Below are 15085 nucleotides of genomic sequence, written 5' to 3'. Positions count from 1 at the left end.
GCCCAGGTAGGTGCCGGTCACTTGTCCGCTCCTTCCACGGCGGCGAGGATTTCGGCGAGGTGCATCACCCGGATCCCGGAACGCTGCCGGGACAGCAGGCCGCCGATGTGCATCAGGCACGAGCTGTCCCCAGCGCAGAGCACCTCCGCATCGGTCTCGCGGACGTGACGCGCCTTGTCGGCGCCCATCGCCACCGACACGTCCGGGTTCTTCAACGCGAAGGTGCCGCCGAATCCACAGCACTGGTCGGCCGCAGGTAGCTCGACGAGGTCCAGCGAGCGCACCGCGCGCAGCAGCCGCAGCGGTTTGTCGCCGACCCGCAGCAGCCGGGCGGAGTGGCAGGTCGGGTGGTAGGTGACCCGGTGCGGGAAGTAGGCGCCGACATCCGTCACCCCGAGCACGTCCACCAGGAATTCGGACAGCTCGTGGACCAGCGGTGCGAGCTGCGCGACGGCGCCGCTGAGCCGCTTGTCACCGGCGGCGACCATCGCGTGCTGGTGGCGCACCGACGCCACGCAGGAGCCGGACGGGGCGACCACGGCGTCGTAGTCGGCGAAGGCGTCCACGAAGGTCCGCACCGAGGAGAGCGCCTGCCTGCGGTAGCCGGTGTTGGTGTGCATCTGCCCGCAGCAGGTTTGCGCGGTGGGGAACTCGACCTCGCAGCCGAGCCGCTCCAGCACTCGCACCGTCGCCTGGGGTGCCGCCGGGAACAGCGTGTCCCCGAGGCAGGTCGCGAACAATGCCACCCTCATGCGCGCATCACCTCTCCGTCCGACCTCCACCGAGATCTTCGCTGCTACCCGTCAGCTCCGCCGCTCGATCATTCTTTCCCAACCTTCGCACGGATGGGTGAATGGGTGAGGGGCACCCGTGACCCAGTTACTTGGTCACAGGTGCCCCTCACCCCGGAGGGCTCGCGAGTTGGGTGCGACGCGGAGGTCGGCGCCGATGCGGGCCGCGGTCTCCAGCAGGGGCGGCAGGAGCTTGTCGCGGGCGTCCGCCAGGCTGGTGCGGGAGGCGTGCGAGGAGATGTTGACCGCGGCGACCACCCGGTTCGAGCGGTCCCGGATCGGGGTGGCGATGGAACGCAGGCCAGCTTCCAGTTCCTGGTCCACCAGGGCCCAGCCCTGTTCCCGGATGCGGGCCAGCTCGCGCTTGAGGCCCGCCGTGGTCGTGATGGTGTGCGGGCCCAGCGGCTGGAGATCCATCCCGGACAGGCAGTCGTCCAGTTCGGCCGCTGGGAGGTCCGCGAGCAGGACCCGGCCCATCGAGGTGGCGTAGGCGGGGAAGCGGGTGCCGATGTTGATCGACACCGTCATGATCCGCGTGGTGGGCACCCGCGCCACGTAGACGATGTCCGGACCGTCGAGCACCGACACCGACGCCGACTCGTGCACCTCGGCCGCCAACCGCTCCAGGTGCGGCTGGGCGATCTCCGGCAGCGAAACGCTGGACAGGTAGGCGAAACCCAGCTCCAGGACGCGCGGGGTCAACGCGAACACCCGCCCGTCGGTCCACACGTAACCGAGGTGCACCAGGGTGTGCAGGAACCGGCGGGCCGCCGCGCGCGACAGGTCGGTGGCGCGGGCGACTTCGGAGAGGGTCATCTCCGGGTTGGACTCGTTGAACGCGCGGATCACCAGGAGCCCGCGCGCCAGCGACTGGACGTAGCCGCCGCTCGGGTCGGAAACGGGCTCCATGGCGTTCTCCTGCTGGGGTCTTAGTCTGGTCGTTCTTCGCCCAGGATCGTATTGGCGATCGCGAAGGCGCTGTTGGCTCGGGGCACTCCGGCGTAGACCGCGACGTGCATCAACACCTCGCGGATCTGCTCCGGCGGCACCCCGTTGCGGCGGGCCGCCTTCACGTGCATCGCGAACTCGTCCTCGCAGCCCACCGCCGCCAGTATCGCCAGCGTGAGCATGCTGCGGGTCTGCCGGTCGACCCCGTCGCCGGTCCACACCTCGCCCCACGCGTAGCGGGTGATGAAGTCCTGGAATCCCTCGGTGAACGGGGTGATCTTGGCGTTGGCGCGGTCCACGTGCTCATCGCTGAGGACCTGTCGGCGCACCCGCATGCCCTGGGCGTGCCGGGTGGCGTCATCGAGGCGGTCGGACATCAAAGGCTCCTCGTGAAGTGGTCCAGCAGCAGCCGGTTGACCGCCTCGGGTTGCTCGGCGTTGGCCAGGTGCGCGGCCGGGGACAGCACCTCCACGCGCGCGCCCGCGACGGACGCGGCGATCCGCTCGGCGTGCTCCGGGGGCGTGGCCGGGTCCTCGGCACCGGCGATGACCAGCGTCGGCGCGGTGATCTCGGCGAGCTTGGGCAGCAGGTCCATGCTGGCGATCGCCTCGCAGCAACCCGCGTAGCCTTCGTCGTCGGCCGCTGCGAGCATGCCGCCGAACTTCTCGACGATGTCCGCGCGTCCGGCCAGCTCGGCGGTGAACCACCTCGGTAGTGACGGCTCGACCATCGCCCGGGTGCCCTTCTCGCGAACCAAGGCGGCGCGCTCCCGCCAGTTCGACGGCGGGCCCAGCTCGGCGGAGGTGCAGATCAGCGCGAGCCGGTCGATGCGCTCCGGCGCATGCTCGGCCAGCCACATGCCGGTCATGCCGCCCAGCGACACCCCGGCGAAGTGCGCCTTGCGGATGCCGAGGTTGTCCAGCAGTGCGAGCACGTCGCCGCTGAGCTGCTTGAGCGTGTAGGGGCCGGGTCCGGCAGCCGTGCTGCCGTGCCCGCGCTGGTCGTAGCGCAGCACCTGGAACTCCTGCGCCAGGGCGGGCACCTGCTCGTCCCACAACGTCAGGTCGGTGCCGATCGAGTTGGACAGCACCACGACCGGGGCACCGTCCGGCCCACTCAGCTCGTAGTTGACGTTCAACGGTTCTCCAATTCGGCGTGTGCGGCCAGGGCGCGGTCGATGAAGGCGGGCGCGGAGCCCAGGTAGTCGGCGGGTTCGGTGGCCGCGACGACCTCGGCCTCCGAAAGCACCTCCCGCACCCGCGGATCAGCCAGCAGTTCCGCGCGCAGCGTCGTGCCCTCCTGCACCGCGCTGCGGCACAGCCGGGAGACCAGGTCCTGCGCGTCGGTTCGACCGAGGGTGTTCATCAGCGGGCCCGCGGCGCTTTCGGCCATCACCAGTCCTCGGGTGAGGTCGAGGTTGGCGGCCATCTGCTCGGTGTGCACGTGCAGTCCGGCCAGCAGTTGGCGGGTTCCCGCGGCTGCTGCGGCGACCAGGCGCAGCAGTTCGGTCAGCGGTTCCCACTCGGACTGCCAGGCACCTGCGGCGCGTTCGTACTCCTGCGGCATCGCCGACAGCAGGGTGGCCACCAGACCCGGCACCCGGTTGGCGGCGGCGCTGATCAGCACCGCGCCCGCTGGATTCCGCTTGTGCGGCAGGGCCGATGAGCCACCCGCCTTGCCTTCGGAGAGCTCGCCGACCTCGGTCTGCGCGTGCAGCTCGACGTCCAACGCGATCTTGCCGAGCACCCCAGCAGCGGTGCCCAGCGCGCCAGCCAACTCGGCGATGCGGGTGCGGTCGGTGTGCCAGGGCACCACGGGTTCGGCCAAACCCAGTTCGGCGGCGAGCAACTCGGTCACCCGGATGCCCTCGGCGCCGAGCGAGGCGAGCGTGCCCGCAGGGCCGCCGAGCTGCACGGCCAGCCGCTCGTCGCGCACCCGACCGAGCGCGGTGGTGGCCTCGTCGAGCGAGGTCAGCCAGCCCGCGCAACGACATCCGAACGTCGTGGGCAGCGCCTGTTGCAGCAGCGTGCGGGCGATCATCACGGTTCCCCGATGCTGCTCGGCCAGTCGCGCGCAGTCATCAGCCGCGGCCCGCAAGTCCGCGATGACCAGGGCCAGGACATCACGCACCACCAGCATCGCAGCGGTGTCGACCACGTCCTGGGTGGTCGCGCCCCGGTGCACGTGCGGTTTCGCGTCGGCGTCCACCAACGCGGTCAGGTCGCGCACCAGCGCGATCACCGGAGTCGCCGACGACACCGCGCGCTCGGCGATCGAGTCGGCGTCGAACAACTCCGCCCGGCAGCGCCGGGCGATCTCCTCGGCGACCTCGGCCGGGATGACCCCGGCCTTGGCCTGTGCGGCGGCCAATGCGGCCTCGAAGTCCAGCATCGCCTGCAACCAGGCTGCGGCGCTGGTCCGCTCGGTGGCCGCAGGCGTGCTGAACATCGGGCCGAACAGGCCGTTAAACCGCGAAGAAGATGGTTTCGCCATCGCCCTGCAATCGGATGTCGAAGCGATAGCCGCGCTCGTCCGCGGTGGCCAGCAGCGTGCCGCGCCGCGCCGAGTCCACTTCGGACAGCACCGGGTCGGCGGCGTTGGCCTTCTCCTCGTCCGGGAAGTAGATGCGCGTGACCACCCGGTTGAGCATGCCGCGGGCCAGCACGGTCACGTCGATGTGCGGCGCCTCCGTGGCCCCGTTCGGAGTGGGCAGCGGGCCCGGCTTGATGGTGCGGAACCAGAACCGGCCCTCGGCGTCGGTCGGGCACCGGCCGAAACCCTGCCACGACGAGGATTCCGGGCGCGGGTCGTCCGGGTGGTCGAAGCGGCCCTGCTCGTCGGCCTGCCAGATCTCGACCAGCCCGTCCGGGACCGGGTCCCCGTTGCCGTCGGTGAGCGTCCCGTGCAGCACGAACGCGCCCGCGCGGTCGGTGGCGACGACCTCCGGGCCGTCTTCCCACAGCATGCCGTCGGGCAGCGCGAAGAACGGGCCGATCGTCTGGGACGGCGTGGTCGCCGGGGGAGTGGTGGCAGCCATCAGTCGTCGTCCTCCTCGTCTTCGAACACCGAAGCTTCCGGGCCGCGCAGCACGATGTCGAACTTGTAGCTCAGCGCCCACTCCGGCACGGTCGTGTCCAGGTCGAAGCGGGAGATCATCCGCTCCCGCGCCTTCTCGTCGCGCACCGAGTTGAAGATCGGGTCCTGGTAGAACAGCTGATCGCCGGGGAAGTACATCTGGGTGATCAAGCGCTGGGTGAACGCCTGCCCGCACAGCGAGAAGTGGATGTGCGCCGGGCGCCAGGCGTTGTCGTGGTTGCGCCACGGGTAGGCACCGGGCTTGATGGTGATGAACTTGTAGTTGCCGTCGGCGTCGGTCATGCAACGGCCCGTCCCGGAGAAGTTCGGGTCCAGCGGCGCGGGGTGGCGGTCGCCCTGGTGCAGGTAGCGGCCCGCGGCGTTGGCCTGCCAGACCTCGACCAGGGTGTTGGGCACCGGCTTGCCGCCGGAGTCCAGCACCCGGCCGCTGACGATGATGCGCTCGCCCTGCGGCTCGCCGTCATGCTGCACGGTCAGGTCGTGGTCGTGCTCACCGCAGCGGTCCTGGCCCAGCAGTGGCCCGGTGATCTCGGTGAGGTACTGGGGCAGGTACTGCAGCGGCTGATTCGGATGGCGCAGCGTGGACGAGCCGTACGCGGGCGTGTCCAGCGCGGGGTGGGACTGGTCGTCGCGCGGGTAGGTGGGCAGCACCAGCCCGGCGGGCGATCGGGTTTGTTCAGTGGTCATCGCGGCTCCTCGTACTCAACGCTGTCAGGCGTGTGTGACGACTGCCAGTACTCGGCCGGGTTTACTTCGCACCCGCCGAGATGGTCGCCTGCAACTCCCGCAGCACGGTCAGCTCTTCCTCGGTGGGGGCCTGCTGCACGGTGGGCTCGGCGACCACGCGCAACGGCCAGCCGACCGCTGCTTTTGCCTGCTCGACCGTGGCGCCGGGGCTGAGCTGGGTGAGGGTGAGTTCGCAGGTCTCCGGGTCGGGTTCCAGCACGCCCAGGTCGGTGATCAGCTTGACCGGCCCCCGGCCGCGCAACCCCAGCTTCTCCCGATCGCCCTTGCCGGTGCCGTAGCCGACGGAGGTGATGAAGTCGAGCTTCGGCACGAAGCTGCGCGGGCTCATCCGCATCACGATGAGCACCTCGCGGCAGGACGCGGCGATCTCCGGAGCGCCACCGGCACCGGGCAGCCGGACCTTCGGGTTGACGTAGTCCCCACCGATCACGGTGGTGTTGATGTTGCCGAAGCGGTCCACCTGGGCGCCACCGAGGAAGCCGATGTCGATGCGGCCCGGCTGCAACCAGTAGTTGAAGATCTCCGGAACGGTGATCACCGAGTCCGCGGTGTCGGCGAGCACGCCGTCGCCGATGGACAGCGGCAGCCGGTCGGGCTTGGCGCCGAGCGTGCCCGACTCGTAGATCAGCACCAGGTTCGGGGCGTGCGTGCGCCGCGCGAGGTTCGCGGCCGTGCTGGGCAGTCCGATGCCGACGAAGCAAGCCGCGCCGTCGCGCAGCGACCGGGCGGCACCGACGGTCATCATCTCGTCGGAGGTGAACTCCGTCATCGAGCGCTCCTCTCCACGTCCTGCTGGGCACCAGCGCCGAAGACCTCGGTCTGCAACCAGTTCTCGAACTTCTCGCGGTCCCGGCCGATCGGGTCCCACTGCTGGTAGTAGGCGTTGTCGCGCTCGTAGTAGCCCTGCGCGTAGGACGGGTGAGCGCCGCCGGGGACCTCCGCGACCGCGGTGACCACCCAGTTGGGCAGCACCACCGCGCCGGGGCGCGGGGTGAGCTCGTCGACGATCTCCTCGACGGTGACCAGGGAACGGGCCGAGGCCAGCACGGTCTCCTTCTGCACCCCGGTGATACCCCACATCTGCACGTTGCCCGCCCGGTCGGCCTGCTGGGCGTGGATGATGCCGACGTCCGGGTTGACCGCCGGGACCGCGGCCAACCGCTCTCCGGTGAAGGGGCACTCGATCGTCTTGATCGTGTCGGTCTGCGCCACCAGGTCGGTGCCCGCGTAGCCGCGCAGCACGGCGAAGGGCAGTCCGGCGGCACCTGCGGCGTAGCGGTTGGCCATGCCCGCGTGGCTGTGCTCCTCTATCTCCAGCGGTACCGGCCAGGAGTTCTGGATCGCGTCGCGGAAGCGGTGCAGCGAACCGACGCCGGGGTTGCCGCCCCAGGAGAAGATCAGCTTCCGCGCACAGCCCGCGCCGATCAGCTGGTCGTAGACGATGTCCGGGGTCATCCGGATCAGGGTCAGGTCCCTGCGCCGCTGCCGGATGATCTCCTGCCCGGCGGCGACCGGGATCAGGTGGGTGAAGCCCTCCAGGGCCACGGTGTCGCCGTCGTGGACCAGTTCCGCGACGGCCTCGTCGAGCCGCAGGATGCGTGCCAACCCGACCACTCCCTGTGTGCGCATAGTGAACGTTCGTGCTCTACGCGAACGATAGGACAATGTTGCGCGGAGGGTCAAGGACGTTGCGGCAGTATTGCCAGCTCCGCGGTCGAGCACGATCTCGGCGGCATATCGTGGATCCGATGCGAACACCGCCGGTTGACGTGGTCCGCGAGCTCTGCGCAGCGCTGCAGGACAGGGGAGTGGTCGTCGCGCTGGGCGGCTCGGGATTGCTCGCCGCACTGGGGCTCGTCGACCGGGTGCGGGACTGGGACCTGACCACCGACGCCGACCCGGCTGTCGTCGCCGAGGTCCTGCGCGACGCCGGATGGCCGTTTCGCGAAGCGGCGGTGCGCGACGGGATCTACCGGACCCGCGAGCGGTTCGTGGTAGCCGCTGATGACCACGAAGTGGACGTGCTCGTCGGCTTCGCCGTCGTCGAAGACGGCCGCGTGGTGACCTTCCCAACCCGCGTCACCGGGCACTGGCGCGGCCTACCGCTGGCCGCCCCGGACGTCTGGGCACGGGCCTACCGGGCGATCGGCCGACCCGGCCGGGCGCAACTGCTGGAAGACCGTCAGAGATAACCGGTTTCGGGCAGCCCGTCGCTGGGCAGGCCGAAGACGTTGATCGCCGCTTCGGCGGCTGCGGTCGCCTGCAGATATCCGGTCTCGCCCCAGGCGAGCAGGTCACCGGCCTTGCCGGGGTGCACCAGCAGTCGCCGGTAGATCCGGCCGCTATCCGGGTCCGGCTCGGGCGGGTGCACGGCGGCGATCACCGCGGCCATCCGGACCTGCGCGTACGGCGAAATCCCGTCGTCGACGCACTGGTAGCCGAGGTAGTGCGGTTCACCGATACCGACGGTGACCTCTTCCCAGGTCTCCCGGCGCAGGATGTCGGCGTACTCGACCTCACCGGGCTCGGGGCGACCGCCCGGTAGCGAGTGCTTGTTGCCGTCGAGGCGGATGAGCAGTCGACCGTCGGAGACGAACAGGAATCCGTACACCTGCCGCACCGGCAGACCCTCGGGCACGGCGCTGGTGTGCCAACTGAACTTGGGCATCGGTGCGGGTCCCTTCCACGTCGCTGGGAACGATCACCCTAACCGAGGAAGAGTCCGAAATCCGCCTTCGCCGCGCTGCCCCTCAGCCGAAGTCGAGCACCACCTTGCCCGCCGAAGCGGTTTTGGCGAGCTCTTCGAGCGCCTGCCTCGCCTGGCCGACCGGCAGTAACTGGTGCACGTGGGCTCGGATCCGTTGGTCGGCGACCGCGGGCATCAGGTGGGCGCGGATGGCCTCGGCGATTCGGGCTCGCTCCGGGTCGCCGCGGGTGCGGAAGGTGGTGCCGACGAGGCGAACACGGCGGTAGGCGAGCCGGTCCACGTCGATGGTCGAGGCATGTCCGCCTGCCCGGCCGACCTGCACGACGGTGCCGCCGAGGCGGGTTGCCGCGATGCATCGGTCGAGCAACGCGCCGCCGACGTGATCGATGACCAGGTCCACGCCCTCGCCGTGGGTCGCGGCGAGCACCGTTTCGGCGAGATCAGCTGTTCGCGTGTTCACGGCCTGCGCGCCTCGCGTGGTGAGCAGGAGTTCCTTCTGGGCGCTCGTGGTGGTCGCGAGCACCTGCGCCGCACCGGCCCACTGGGCGATGTCCACCGCCACCAACCCGACACCGGAGGTGGCGGCGGTAATGAGCACACGTTGGCCGGAGGTGAGCTGGCCCTGGTTGATCAGCGCGTCGTATTCGGTCATCAGCGCCGATGGCAGGGCGGCGGCCGCGGCCCAGTCGAGGCGGTCCGGAACGGGCAGCGCGATCCGGTGGTCGAACGCGACGAAGTCGGCGAAGGCGCCGTCGACCATCGCCAGCACACGATCTCCAGGGTTGACTCCGGAAACCGCGCTGCCGACCGCCGTGACGACTCCGGCGAGATCCGAGCCGACGGCGCGCGGTCGATCAGTTCTCCGCCGCGCGGCGGAGTAGGTGCCCGCCAACTCGTCGAGATCGGCTCGGTTCAGCGCGGCGGCCCGGACTTCGACAACGACCTCCGCCGATTCCGGCTCCGGTACCGCGAGGTCGTGGCGTTCTCGCCAGACCGGAGTGCCACCAGCGGTGTCCAGGACGATCGCGCGCATCTGCTCGTTCTACCGCCTTCCCCCGGCGGCGACCGGTTCGGGTTCGAATGGTGCGTTTGTGACGAAATAGAGATGTGACTCGGTTCACATTCGGTGTTCGGGTTGGTAGACCGGACCAGCCGTAACCGCTCCCCTCCAGGAGGCAACGTGGCCACCCAGCGGGAACACGAGTTACCAGAGGAAGGGGCCGTCGCCCCGGAACTGCCCAGCAGATTCCTGCCCGCCGCAACCTATCGGAACATGCCCGAACCCCGGTCCTTCAAATCGATCTTCGGCGCCAGCATCATCCTCACCGCCACCGCGATCGGCTCCGGCGAGTTCGTGCTGTGGCCCTACATCACCTCGCAGGTCGGCCTGGTGCTGATGTGGACGGCGGTGCTGGGCTTCTTCATGCAGTACATCCTCAACATGGAGATCGAGCGCTACACGCTTGCCACCGGGGAGACCGCGGTCACCGGTTTCACCCGGATCTGGGCGCCGCTGGGCGTGATCGTGATGCTGATGGCGATCATCCCGAACCTGTGGCCGGGTTGGGCCACCGGCGCGGCGACCATCGTGACCTACGTGGCCGGGGCTGGCGCTCCGGTGCCCATCGCGATCGTGGCGATGGTGGCCATCGGCGCGGCGCTGACGCTGTCCAAAGTGGTCTACCAGACGGTGGAGCGCATCGAGCTGGTCCTCGTCGGCGGCATCACGGTGTTCCTGGTGGTCGCCGTGGTGGTGGGCACCGGCCTGTCGGACTGGGCCGCGTTCGGCGCCAGTTTCGCCTACGTCGGGCAACTGCCGCCGATGGAGGAGGTCGGCGGTATCGCCGCGCTGCTGGGTGCCATCGCGTTCGCCGGTGCCGGTGGTGGTAACAACCTGGTGCAGAGCAACTGGGTGCGCGACAAGCGGATGGGCATGGGCCAGTTCCTGCCGCGGGTCACCTCACCGTTCACCGGGCACGAGGAGGCCGCGGCGGGCACCGGGTACATGTTCCTGGACAGCGTGGACAACCGCCGCCGCTGGAAGGCGTGGTGGCGGGTGGCCAACGTCGAGCAGTTCGGCACGTTCTTCGTGCTGGGCTGCGGGACGCTGGTGATCATGTCGGTGCTGGCGTTCGGCACGGTGTACGGCTTGCCGTTGCCGGAGGACGACTTCGACTTCATCCGGGAGCAGGGCAACATCTTCGCCGAGCAGTTCGGTGGCTGGTTCCGCACGTCCTTCTGGGTCGCTGGGACCATCGCGCTGTTCTCCACCCAGCTGGGCATCATGGACTGGGTCAGCCGGTTGACCGCCGACAGCCTGAAGGTGACGTTCTTCCGCAACAGCACCAGGATCACCGAGAGCCGCATCTACTTCGTGGTGGTGTGGCTGCTGATCGTCGCCGGATCGGCGATCCTGCTCTCCGGCACCGACCAGCCGCTGGTGCTCATCCTGATCTCGTCCTCGATGGGCGGCGTCGTGATGTTCCTGTACTCGATGCTGCTGATCTACATCAACCGGAGGTTCCTGCCCCGCGCGATCCGCCTGACCAGCTGGCGCCTGGTGATGATGTTCGTCGCGGTGCTCTTCTACGGCTACTTCTCCATCTCCCTGCTGCTGGACCAGTTCGGAAAACTGTTCTGAACCGACAGTGAACTGACCACAATGGACGAACGAGGGTCGGCGTGGTGCCGCCTTGGATTGACGCCACCACGCCGACCGAGGCCGTGCGGCGTCTGGGACAGGACATGTCAACCGAACAGCGACACGACCATCAGGAGAAGCAGCCCCATTACCATTATCGAGCCAGCAACCATCGCAAGCCGTTGCGCCAAGATCTGGCTCCTGGCCATGGTCGCCGCGGTGGCCACCGCCACCGCCAGCGGGATCAGCGCCACGCACAGCACTTCTAGAGTCGCGATTCCTGCGCTCCTTCCGCGATTGCGATGCGCGCTCCACGACCACTCGTCGAACGCGCCCGCCTGCCAACACCGATCACGTTCCCGAGCCCACTGCGGCCGCGCGGCCGAACATTGTTCGCCGCCGCGGTTTCGCCCACCTGAACCACCGGGCCCGCTGGCCTGGATCTCCAGGAAACACTTGCGGAAATGCGGATATCGGCGGACCGCGAAGGAGATACCGACCGGGGGTGATTTCCGCGTCGGCGACCAACTTGCTCGACATCCGGATTGCCAGGCGGCTGAGCAAGGCACCGGCGCTGCGATCAGGATCGCCCGTCCCCTTCACGCGCTCGTCCCCTCGTACATGTTTCAACGTCACCTGCGGGTTGCACAGGCATGTGAGGTTGGAACGTGTTCGTCGGCACGTCAAGCCGTCCGTCGGGACAGGAGTCGACCGCGTCCCCACGAGGGTTCTCCCGCGCCTTCGGTCAGATCGCACCGGGTGCGGCGGTGTCCCTCGTGGTTCTGGAGTCGGCAAGCGGCTTCTTGCCCGGCGACCCGCTGATCAGCATCCTCACACCGCTGCGCCTGATCATCCTGTTCGGTCTGGTCGGCCTGCTCTTCGACGGGGCGAGGGGCGGAACCTTCCGAACCCGGTTGGACATTCCGATTGCCGTGCTGGTGCTCGCCGCTGTGATCGCCACGGTCTTCGGTGGAGGGACCAGTCCGCCGCTGCGCGGGTTGCTGACCCAAGTCGCGGTCTACTACTTGATCGTTGGGCTACGACGGCGTCAACCTGGGTCTTGGCGGGCTGCCGCGGTGCTCGCGCTGGCATCGGTGTCGATGGCTGGTGCGGTGGCGTTCAGCCAGGCGACCAACGGAACTCCCACCGGTTTCTGCCGCCGTGGTCTGCTCGGTGATGCGGACTGCGCGCCCGGCCTGCTGATCCGTTCCATCGGCACCTTCGCCAATCCGAACACGCTCGCCGCGTTCTTGGTGCTGCTCGCCCCGATCGCCACCGTGGCGGTGACGCTGTTCGCGGAGCGGAGCACCCGCACCAGCGTCATGATCTTGGCGGGCGGCATGGGTTACGGCGCGGTCCTGACCACGTTCTCGCGGGCTGGCTACATCGCGGCCGCCGCGGGAATTCTGGTGCTGGTCATGGCGCGTTTGCTGATTCCGCGTCTCAGCCGTTCCCAGGTTCACCTGGCCACCGGTGTCGGTGTGAGCGGCCTGGCGAGTGTCGGCCTGCTGATCGCGATCGGCTCGCGCGCTGGCAACGCGCTCGGGGTCCGCGGGCAAGCCTGGGAAGCGGCCATCGACGTCGCGCTCTCGAATCCCCTCGGAGTCGGCCTGCAACGCGCGGGCGAGGTCATCGACGCACGCGCACCGGGCGACGTCGAGTTCTCCCACGTGCACAACCTGTGGCTGAATTGGCTGGTCGAGGCTGGCTTCCTCGGCTTGGTCGGGATCACCGCGATCACCGTTGTCGGGGTCGTCACGGCTGCCCGCCTGGCCCGGGATTCCTCGCCCACCGGAGCTGCCTGCCTCTCAGCCCTGACCGCGTTCCTGCTGATGAGCGTTCTCGATCATCCAGCCAACCTGGAACGCATCGCGATGATGTTCTGGCTCGTGCTCGCCCTGACGATGGGCGAGGCACCGGTTCGCTGGCGCGGCGAGTCGAAAGCAGCGGGATCGCCGGTGAAACCCGAGCGCCCCGCGCCCAGTCCGGTGCCTGGGCGGTTGGCACCTGGGCGCCCCAGAACACACCCCGGCCAGCGGCCCAGGCCCGCCCAGCTGCCGAGCCCCGAACCCGACCCGATTGCCGAAACCCGCCCGGTGCCCCGAGTTCGTGATGGTTCGCGCGGCTCCGCACCGGCCAGGCCGGTGCGGGCCAAGCGCCCGGAGCCGGGCGCTGATCTCCCGCGACCGAGGCCGACCGATCGGCGCGACATCCCACCCCGGCCTCGAAGCTGAATCCCAGAACCAAGCGTCGTCGCCAGCACGTGAAGTCCACTGTGGAACACACAGCTGTTTACGGCTGCCGGGTTTGCCGTCCGCGGGCGAGGATTCCCACGAGGTGGTTGGCGAGCAGTTCGGTGAGTTGGTCGGCGAACGTCTCGGCGGGCGGTCGGTGGCCCCACTCGGCCGTGACTTGTGCGGAGACGTCGCTCGGGTGCGTGTAGGGCCACAGTCCGGATGTCGTGACGACCACTGCTTCGGTGAACTGCGCGGCCGCTGGCTCGGGCAGGTCGACGTGGGCGGCGACCAGCTTGCCCGAGGACCTGTTGGACGACGTGGTTCGCCGGACCGGATCCCACCTGGCTCCTGGTGCGCGTGCGCAGATCGTTCTCGCGCGGACGATAGACGTCGAGGCAGATCTGCTCACCATCAGCGCCCCAACACTCGTCATCAGCGGTCTCGCCGACAACTTCGTCGACCCGGCGCACTCCGAGCACGCCGCCGAAGCCATACCCGGTGCGGTGCTGCTGGAACTCGACGGCGGGCATGGTCTTCCCCATGAGCAGACGGGTCCGGTAGTGGCGGCCATCACCGATCTGATCGGCAGGACCGCCTGACAGCGCGAGGAATCGCAGACCACTGCGTCGGGTCAGGCTGGCTCATCGTGTCCCCGAGCGAGGTAGTCGCAGTACTCGCCGAACGCGGTCGAGGTGGGGTCGCGGTATGCCGGGTGGCCGTTCCACGCCTCGATCTCCAGAGGTCGCAGCGGCACGCAGTACGGCAGGTCCGCAGCAGCGTAGTCCGACGGATGCCAGCCGTGCGAGTGCCCGATGTCGATCGGGGTGCCGGTTACGCCGAGTCCGGTGCCGCTGATGTATTCCTCGGTGCTGCCGATCGCGGTGAAGCCCCACTCGGTGAGGTCGCGCACCAAACCGTTGCGGATCCAGCGTTCCCGGGATCCGTACCTCTCGCGCCAGATCGCGATGTTGTGCGGGTACTGCAGGTTTGTCGGCTCGGCGTGCGCGATGCCGATGTTGAAGAAGCGGCGGTGCTGCGGCGACACCAGCCACCACCGGTCGCCACTGCGTCGAATCTGGTAGTGGCCGACCTCGTCCATCCTGTACTCCTCGATCTATGAGCCGTTCGTCGCGCCATTGTGTTGGTTGGTGGCGCGGACGTCCCGGTTCTTACCGCCCTTGTATTTCGGAGTGCTCACCTACCGCCCGCAGGAGTTTCGGGCGAGTGGTGCATATCACAATTCGGGAATGGTGAGAAGGCTCCTCTTTTGGCCGCGAACTGGGCGTGGCATCGGTGACGAGCGCGCCGCGACGTGTCCGGTCTTTGCTTGCAAATGAAGGAACCTTGAGTTTAGGGGTATTTCGCATGTCGGGTGGTCTGAGCATGACAGCTCCCGCGAGCAGCGCTGACGAGTGGTTCATGGCCGCGGGTCGACTGGTGAGTCGATATGGGTTGGTCGTCGTATTGATCTGGATCGGCGCGGGGAAGTACGTCAAGATGGAGAGCCGAGTGCTGATTCAGCACAGTCCGCTGATGAGTTGGCTCTACGACTTCCTCAGCTTCGAGGAAGTCGCGGTTCTGCTCGGTACCATGGAAATCGTCGCTGCGGTACTCATTGCGGTTTACCCGCTCTGGCCACGGTTGTCCGTCGGCGGAAGCGCCCTTGCGGTCGTGCTGTTCCTGGGGACCCTGAGCTTCCTGTTCACCACCCCTGGGGTCATCGGCAGTTTCGCTGGCGGGTTTCCGGTGTTGTCGGCGCAGCCAGGACAGTTCCTCCTCAAGGACTTGGTGCTGATCGGTGTGGCTTTGTGGACGCTGGGCGAATCACTCGAAGCGGCCCGAGCGAGGAGCGCGAACAACGTTCCGCGCCCCAACCAGCCGGTCCGGCCGTGATTCATACCGCGTTCCTATAGCTCGC

At 68.6% G+C, this 15085-nt stretch carries 19 protein-coding genes; 5 read left to right on the top strand and 14 right to left on the bottom strand.

Going from position 1 to position 15085, the window contains the following annotated elements; translation table 11 throughout:
• Positions 1-17: 17 nt before the first annotated feature.
• The 9 genes from MOQ72_RS12605 to MOQ72_RS12565 form a co-directional block, all read right to left on the bottom strand.
• The gene (locus tag MOQ72_RS12605; RefSeq protein ID WP_242183307.1) at positions 18-752 is read right to left on the bottom strand and encodes a (Fe-S)-binding protein; all 735 of its coding nucleotides are present in this window, start codon (positions 750-752) and stop codon (positions 18-20) included.
• 135 nt (positions 753-887) lie between these two features.
• Entirely contained in the window at positions 888-1700 is an 813-nt protein-coding gene (locus tag MOQ72_RS12600) for an IclR family transcriptional regulator (RefSeq protein ID WP_242183305.1), read from the bottom strand.
• A gap of 20 nt (positions 1701-1720) precedes the next feature.
• Positions 1721-2116 (bottom strand): 4-carboxymuconolactone decarboxylase, encoded by a 396-nt coding sequence (gene pcaC, locus MOQ72_RS12595; protein ID WP_242183303.1) that lies wholly within the window; start codon positions 2114-2116, stop codon positions 1721-1723.
• Positions 2116-2877: a 3-oxoadipate enol-lactonase gene (gene pcaD, locus MOQ72_RS12590; protein WP_242183301.1), complete on the bottom strand. Its 762-nt coding sequence runs from the start codon at positions 2875-2877 to the stop codon at positions 2116-2118. Before pcaD ends, pcaC begins: the two co-directional genes overlap by 1 nt.
• Complete coding sequence (pcaB, locus tag MOQ72_RS12585; RefSeq protein ID WP_242183299.1) at positions 2874-4187, bottom strand: 3-carboxy-cis,cis-muconate cycloisomerase; 1314 nt, start codon at positions 4185-4187, stop codon at positions 2874-2876. The genes pcaD and pcaB overlap by 4 nt, the downstream gene beginning before the upstream one ends.
• Before the next feature lie 16 nt (positions 4188-4203).
• A complete protein-coding gene (pcaG, locus tag MOQ72_RS12580) occupies positions 4204-4776 on the bottom strand; it encodes a protocatechuate 3,4-dioxygenase subunit alpha (protein WP_242183297.1) in 573 nt (190 codons plus the stop codon).
• Entirely contained in the window at positions 4776-5522 is a 747-nt protein-coding gene (pcaH, locus tag MOQ72_RS12575) for a protocatechuate 3,4-dioxygenase subunit beta (RefSeq protein WP_242183295.1), read from the bottom strand. The genes pcaG and pcaH overlap by 1 nt, the downstream gene beginning before the upstream one ends.
• Positions 5523-5583: 61 nt before the next feature.
• Positions 5584-6351 carry a CoA-transferase subunit beta gene (locus tag MOQ72_RS12570; protein WP_242183294.1) on the bottom strand — a complete coding sequence of 256 codons (768 nt, stop codon included), beginning with the start codon at positions 6349-6351 and terminating at the stop codon, positions 5584-5586.
• Positions 6348-7187, bottom strand: coding sequence for a CoA transferase subunit A (locus MOQ72_RS12565; RefSeq protein WP_242183383.1), 840 nt, complete (start codon positions 7185-7187; stop codon positions 6348-6350). The genes MOQ72_RS12570 and MOQ72_RS12565 overlap by 4 nt, the downstream gene beginning before the upstream one ends.
• 143 nt (positions 7188-7330) lie before the next feature.
• On the opposite strand from MOQ72_RS12565, the gene MOQ72_RS12560 reads away from it, so the two are divergent.
• Entirely contained in the window at positions 7331-7774 is a 444-nt protein-coding gene (locus MOQ72_RS12560) for a hypothetical protein (RefSeq protein ID WP_242183292.1), read from the top strand.
• Here MOQ72_RS12560 and MOQ72_RS12555 read toward each other — a convergent pair.
• Both MOQ72_RS12555 and MOQ72_RS12550 read right to left on the bottom strand, forming a co-directional pair.
• Positions 7765-8250, bottom strand: coding sequence for an NUDIX hydrolase (locus tag MOQ72_RS12555; RefSeq protein ID WP_242183289.1), 486 nt, complete (start codon positions 8248-8250; stop codon positions 7765-7767). The genes MOQ72_RS12560 and MOQ72_RS12555 overlap by 10 nt on opposite strands.
• Before the next feature lie 82 nt (positions 8251-8332).
• Positions 8333-9322 (bottom strand): quinone oxidoreductase family protein, encoded by a 990-nt coding sequence (locus MOQ72_RS12550; RefSeq protein WP_242183287.1) that lies wholly within the window; start codon positions 9320-9322, stop codon positions 8333-8335.
• 147 nt (positions 9323-9469) lie between these two features.
• On the opposite strand from MOQ72_RS12550, the gene MOQ72_RS12545 reads away from it, so the two are divergent.
• Entirely contained in the window at positions 9470-10930 is a 1461-nt protein-coding gene (locus tag MOQ72_RS12545; protein ID WP_242183285.1) for an Nramp family divalent metal transporter, read from the top strand.
• A 107-nt stretch (positions 10931-11037) separates the two neighbouring features.
• Here the strand turns inward: MOQ72_RS12545 and MOQ72_RS12540 are convergent, their stop codons facing one another.
• A complete protein-coding gene (locus MOQ72_RS12540) occupies positions 11038-11184 on the bottom strand; it encodes a hypothetical protein (protein ID WP_242183283.1) in 147 nt (48 codons plus the stop codon).
• A gap of 513 nt (positions 11185-11697) precedes the next feature.
• Between MOQ72_RS12540 and MOQ72_RS12535 the strand changes: the two genes are divergently transcribed.
• Positions 11698-13164 carry an O-antigen ligase family protein gene (locus MOQ72_RS12535; RefSeq protein ID WP_242183281.1) on the top strand — a complete coding sequence of 489 codons (1467 nt, stop codon included), beginning with the start codon at positions 11698-11700 and terminating at the stop codon, positions 13162-13164.
• A gap of 58 nt (positions 13165-13222) precedes the next feature.
• Here MOQ72_RS12535 and MOQ72_RS45160 read toward each other — a convergent pair whose 3' ends face one another.
• The gene (locus tag MOQ72_RS45160) at positions 13223-13438 is read right to left on the bottom strand and encodes a hypothetical protein (protein WP_242183381.1); all 216 of its coding nucleotides are present in this window, start codon (positions 13436-13438) and stop codon (positions 13223-13225) included.
• Here MOQ72_RS45160 and MOQ72_RS12525 point away from each other — a divergent pair.
• Positions 13392-13766, top strand: coding sequence for an alpha/beta fold hydrolase (locus MOQ72_RS12525; RefSeq protein WP_242183279.1), 375 nt, complete (start codon positions 13392-13394; stop codon positions 13764-13766). The genes MOQ72_RS45160 and MOQ72_RS12525 overlap by 47 nt on opposite strands.
• Before the next feature lie 32 nt (positions 13767-13798).
• Here the strand turns inward: MOQ72_RS12525 and MOQ72_RS12520 are convergent, their stop codons facing one another.
• Positions 13799-14266 (bottom strand): hypothetical protein, encoded by a 468-nt coding sequence (locus tag MOQ72_RS12520; protein WP_242183277.1) that lies wholly within the window; start codon positions 14264-14266, stop codon positions 13799-13801.
• A gap of 185 nt (positions 14267-14451) precedes the next feature.
• On the opposite strand from MOQ72_RS12520, the gene MOQ72_RS12515 reads away from it, so the two are divergent.
• The gene (locus MOQ72_RS12515; RefSeq protein ID WP_242183275.1) at positions 14452-15060 is read left to right on the top strand and encodes a YkgB family protein; all 609 of its coding nucleotides are present in this window, start codon (positions 14452-14454) and stop codon (positions 15058-15060) included.
• The last annotated feature ends 25 nt before the right edge of the window (positions 15061-15085 follow it).

This window comes from Saccharopolyspora soli (assembly GCF_022678645.1).
Taxonomy (GTDB): Bacteria; Actinomycetota; Actinomycetes; order Mycobacteriales; family Pseudonocardiaceae; genus Saccharopolyspora; species Saccharopolyspora soli.
Note: the sequence above shows the minus strand (reverse complement) of the source record. Positions and strands in the feature narration are given on the sequence as shown.

Excerpts from the sequence above, each read along its gene's own strand:
- MOQ72_RS12605 (WP_242183307.1), bottom strand. The coding sequence starts at position 752 with ATGAGGGTGGCATTGTTCGCGACCTGCCTCGGGGACACGCTGTTCCCG.
- pcaB (WP_242183299.1), bottom strand. The coding sequence starts at position 4,187 with ATGTTCAGCACGCCTGCGGCCACCGAGCGGACCAGCGCCGCAGCCTGG.
- pcaG (WP_242183297.1), bottom strand. The coding sequence starts at position 4,776 with ATGGCTGCCACCACTCCCCCGGCGACCACGCCGTCCCAGACGATCGGC.
- MOQ72_RS12555 (WP_242183289.1), bottom strand. The coding sequence starts at position 8,250 with ATGCCCAAGTTCAGTTGGCACACCAGCGCCGTGCCCGAGGGTCTGCCG.
- MOQ72_RS12560 (WP_242183292.1), top strand. The coding sequence starts at position 7,331 with ATGCGAACACCGCCGGTTGACGTGGTCCGCGAGCTCTGCGCAGCGCTG.
- MOQ72_RS12600 (WP_242183305.1), bottom strand. The coding sequence starts at position 1,700 with ATGGAGCCCGTTTCCGACCCGAGCGGCGGCTACGTCCAGTCGCTGGCG.
- MOQ72_RS12520 (WP_242183277.1), bottom strand. The coding sequence starts at position 14,266 with ATGGACGAGGTCGGCCACTACCAGATTCGACGCAGTGGCGACCGGTGG.
- MOQ72_RS12570 (WP_242183294.1), bottom strand. The coding sequence starts at position 6,351 with ATGACGGAGTTCACCTCCGACGAGATGATGACCGTCGGTGCCGCCCGG.
- MOQ72_RS12550 (WP_242183287.1), bottom strand. The coding sequence starts at position 9,322 with ATGCGCGCGATCGTCCTGGACACCGCTGGTGGCACTCCGGTCTGGCGA.
- pcaH (WP_242183295.1), bottom strand. The coding sequence starts at position 5,522 with ATGACCACTGAACAAACCCGATCGCCCGCCGGGCTGGTGCTGCCCACC.
- pcaC (WP_242183303.1), bottom strand. The coding sequence starts at position 2,116 with ATGTCCGACCGCCTCGATGACGCCACCCGGCACGCCCAGGGCATGCGG.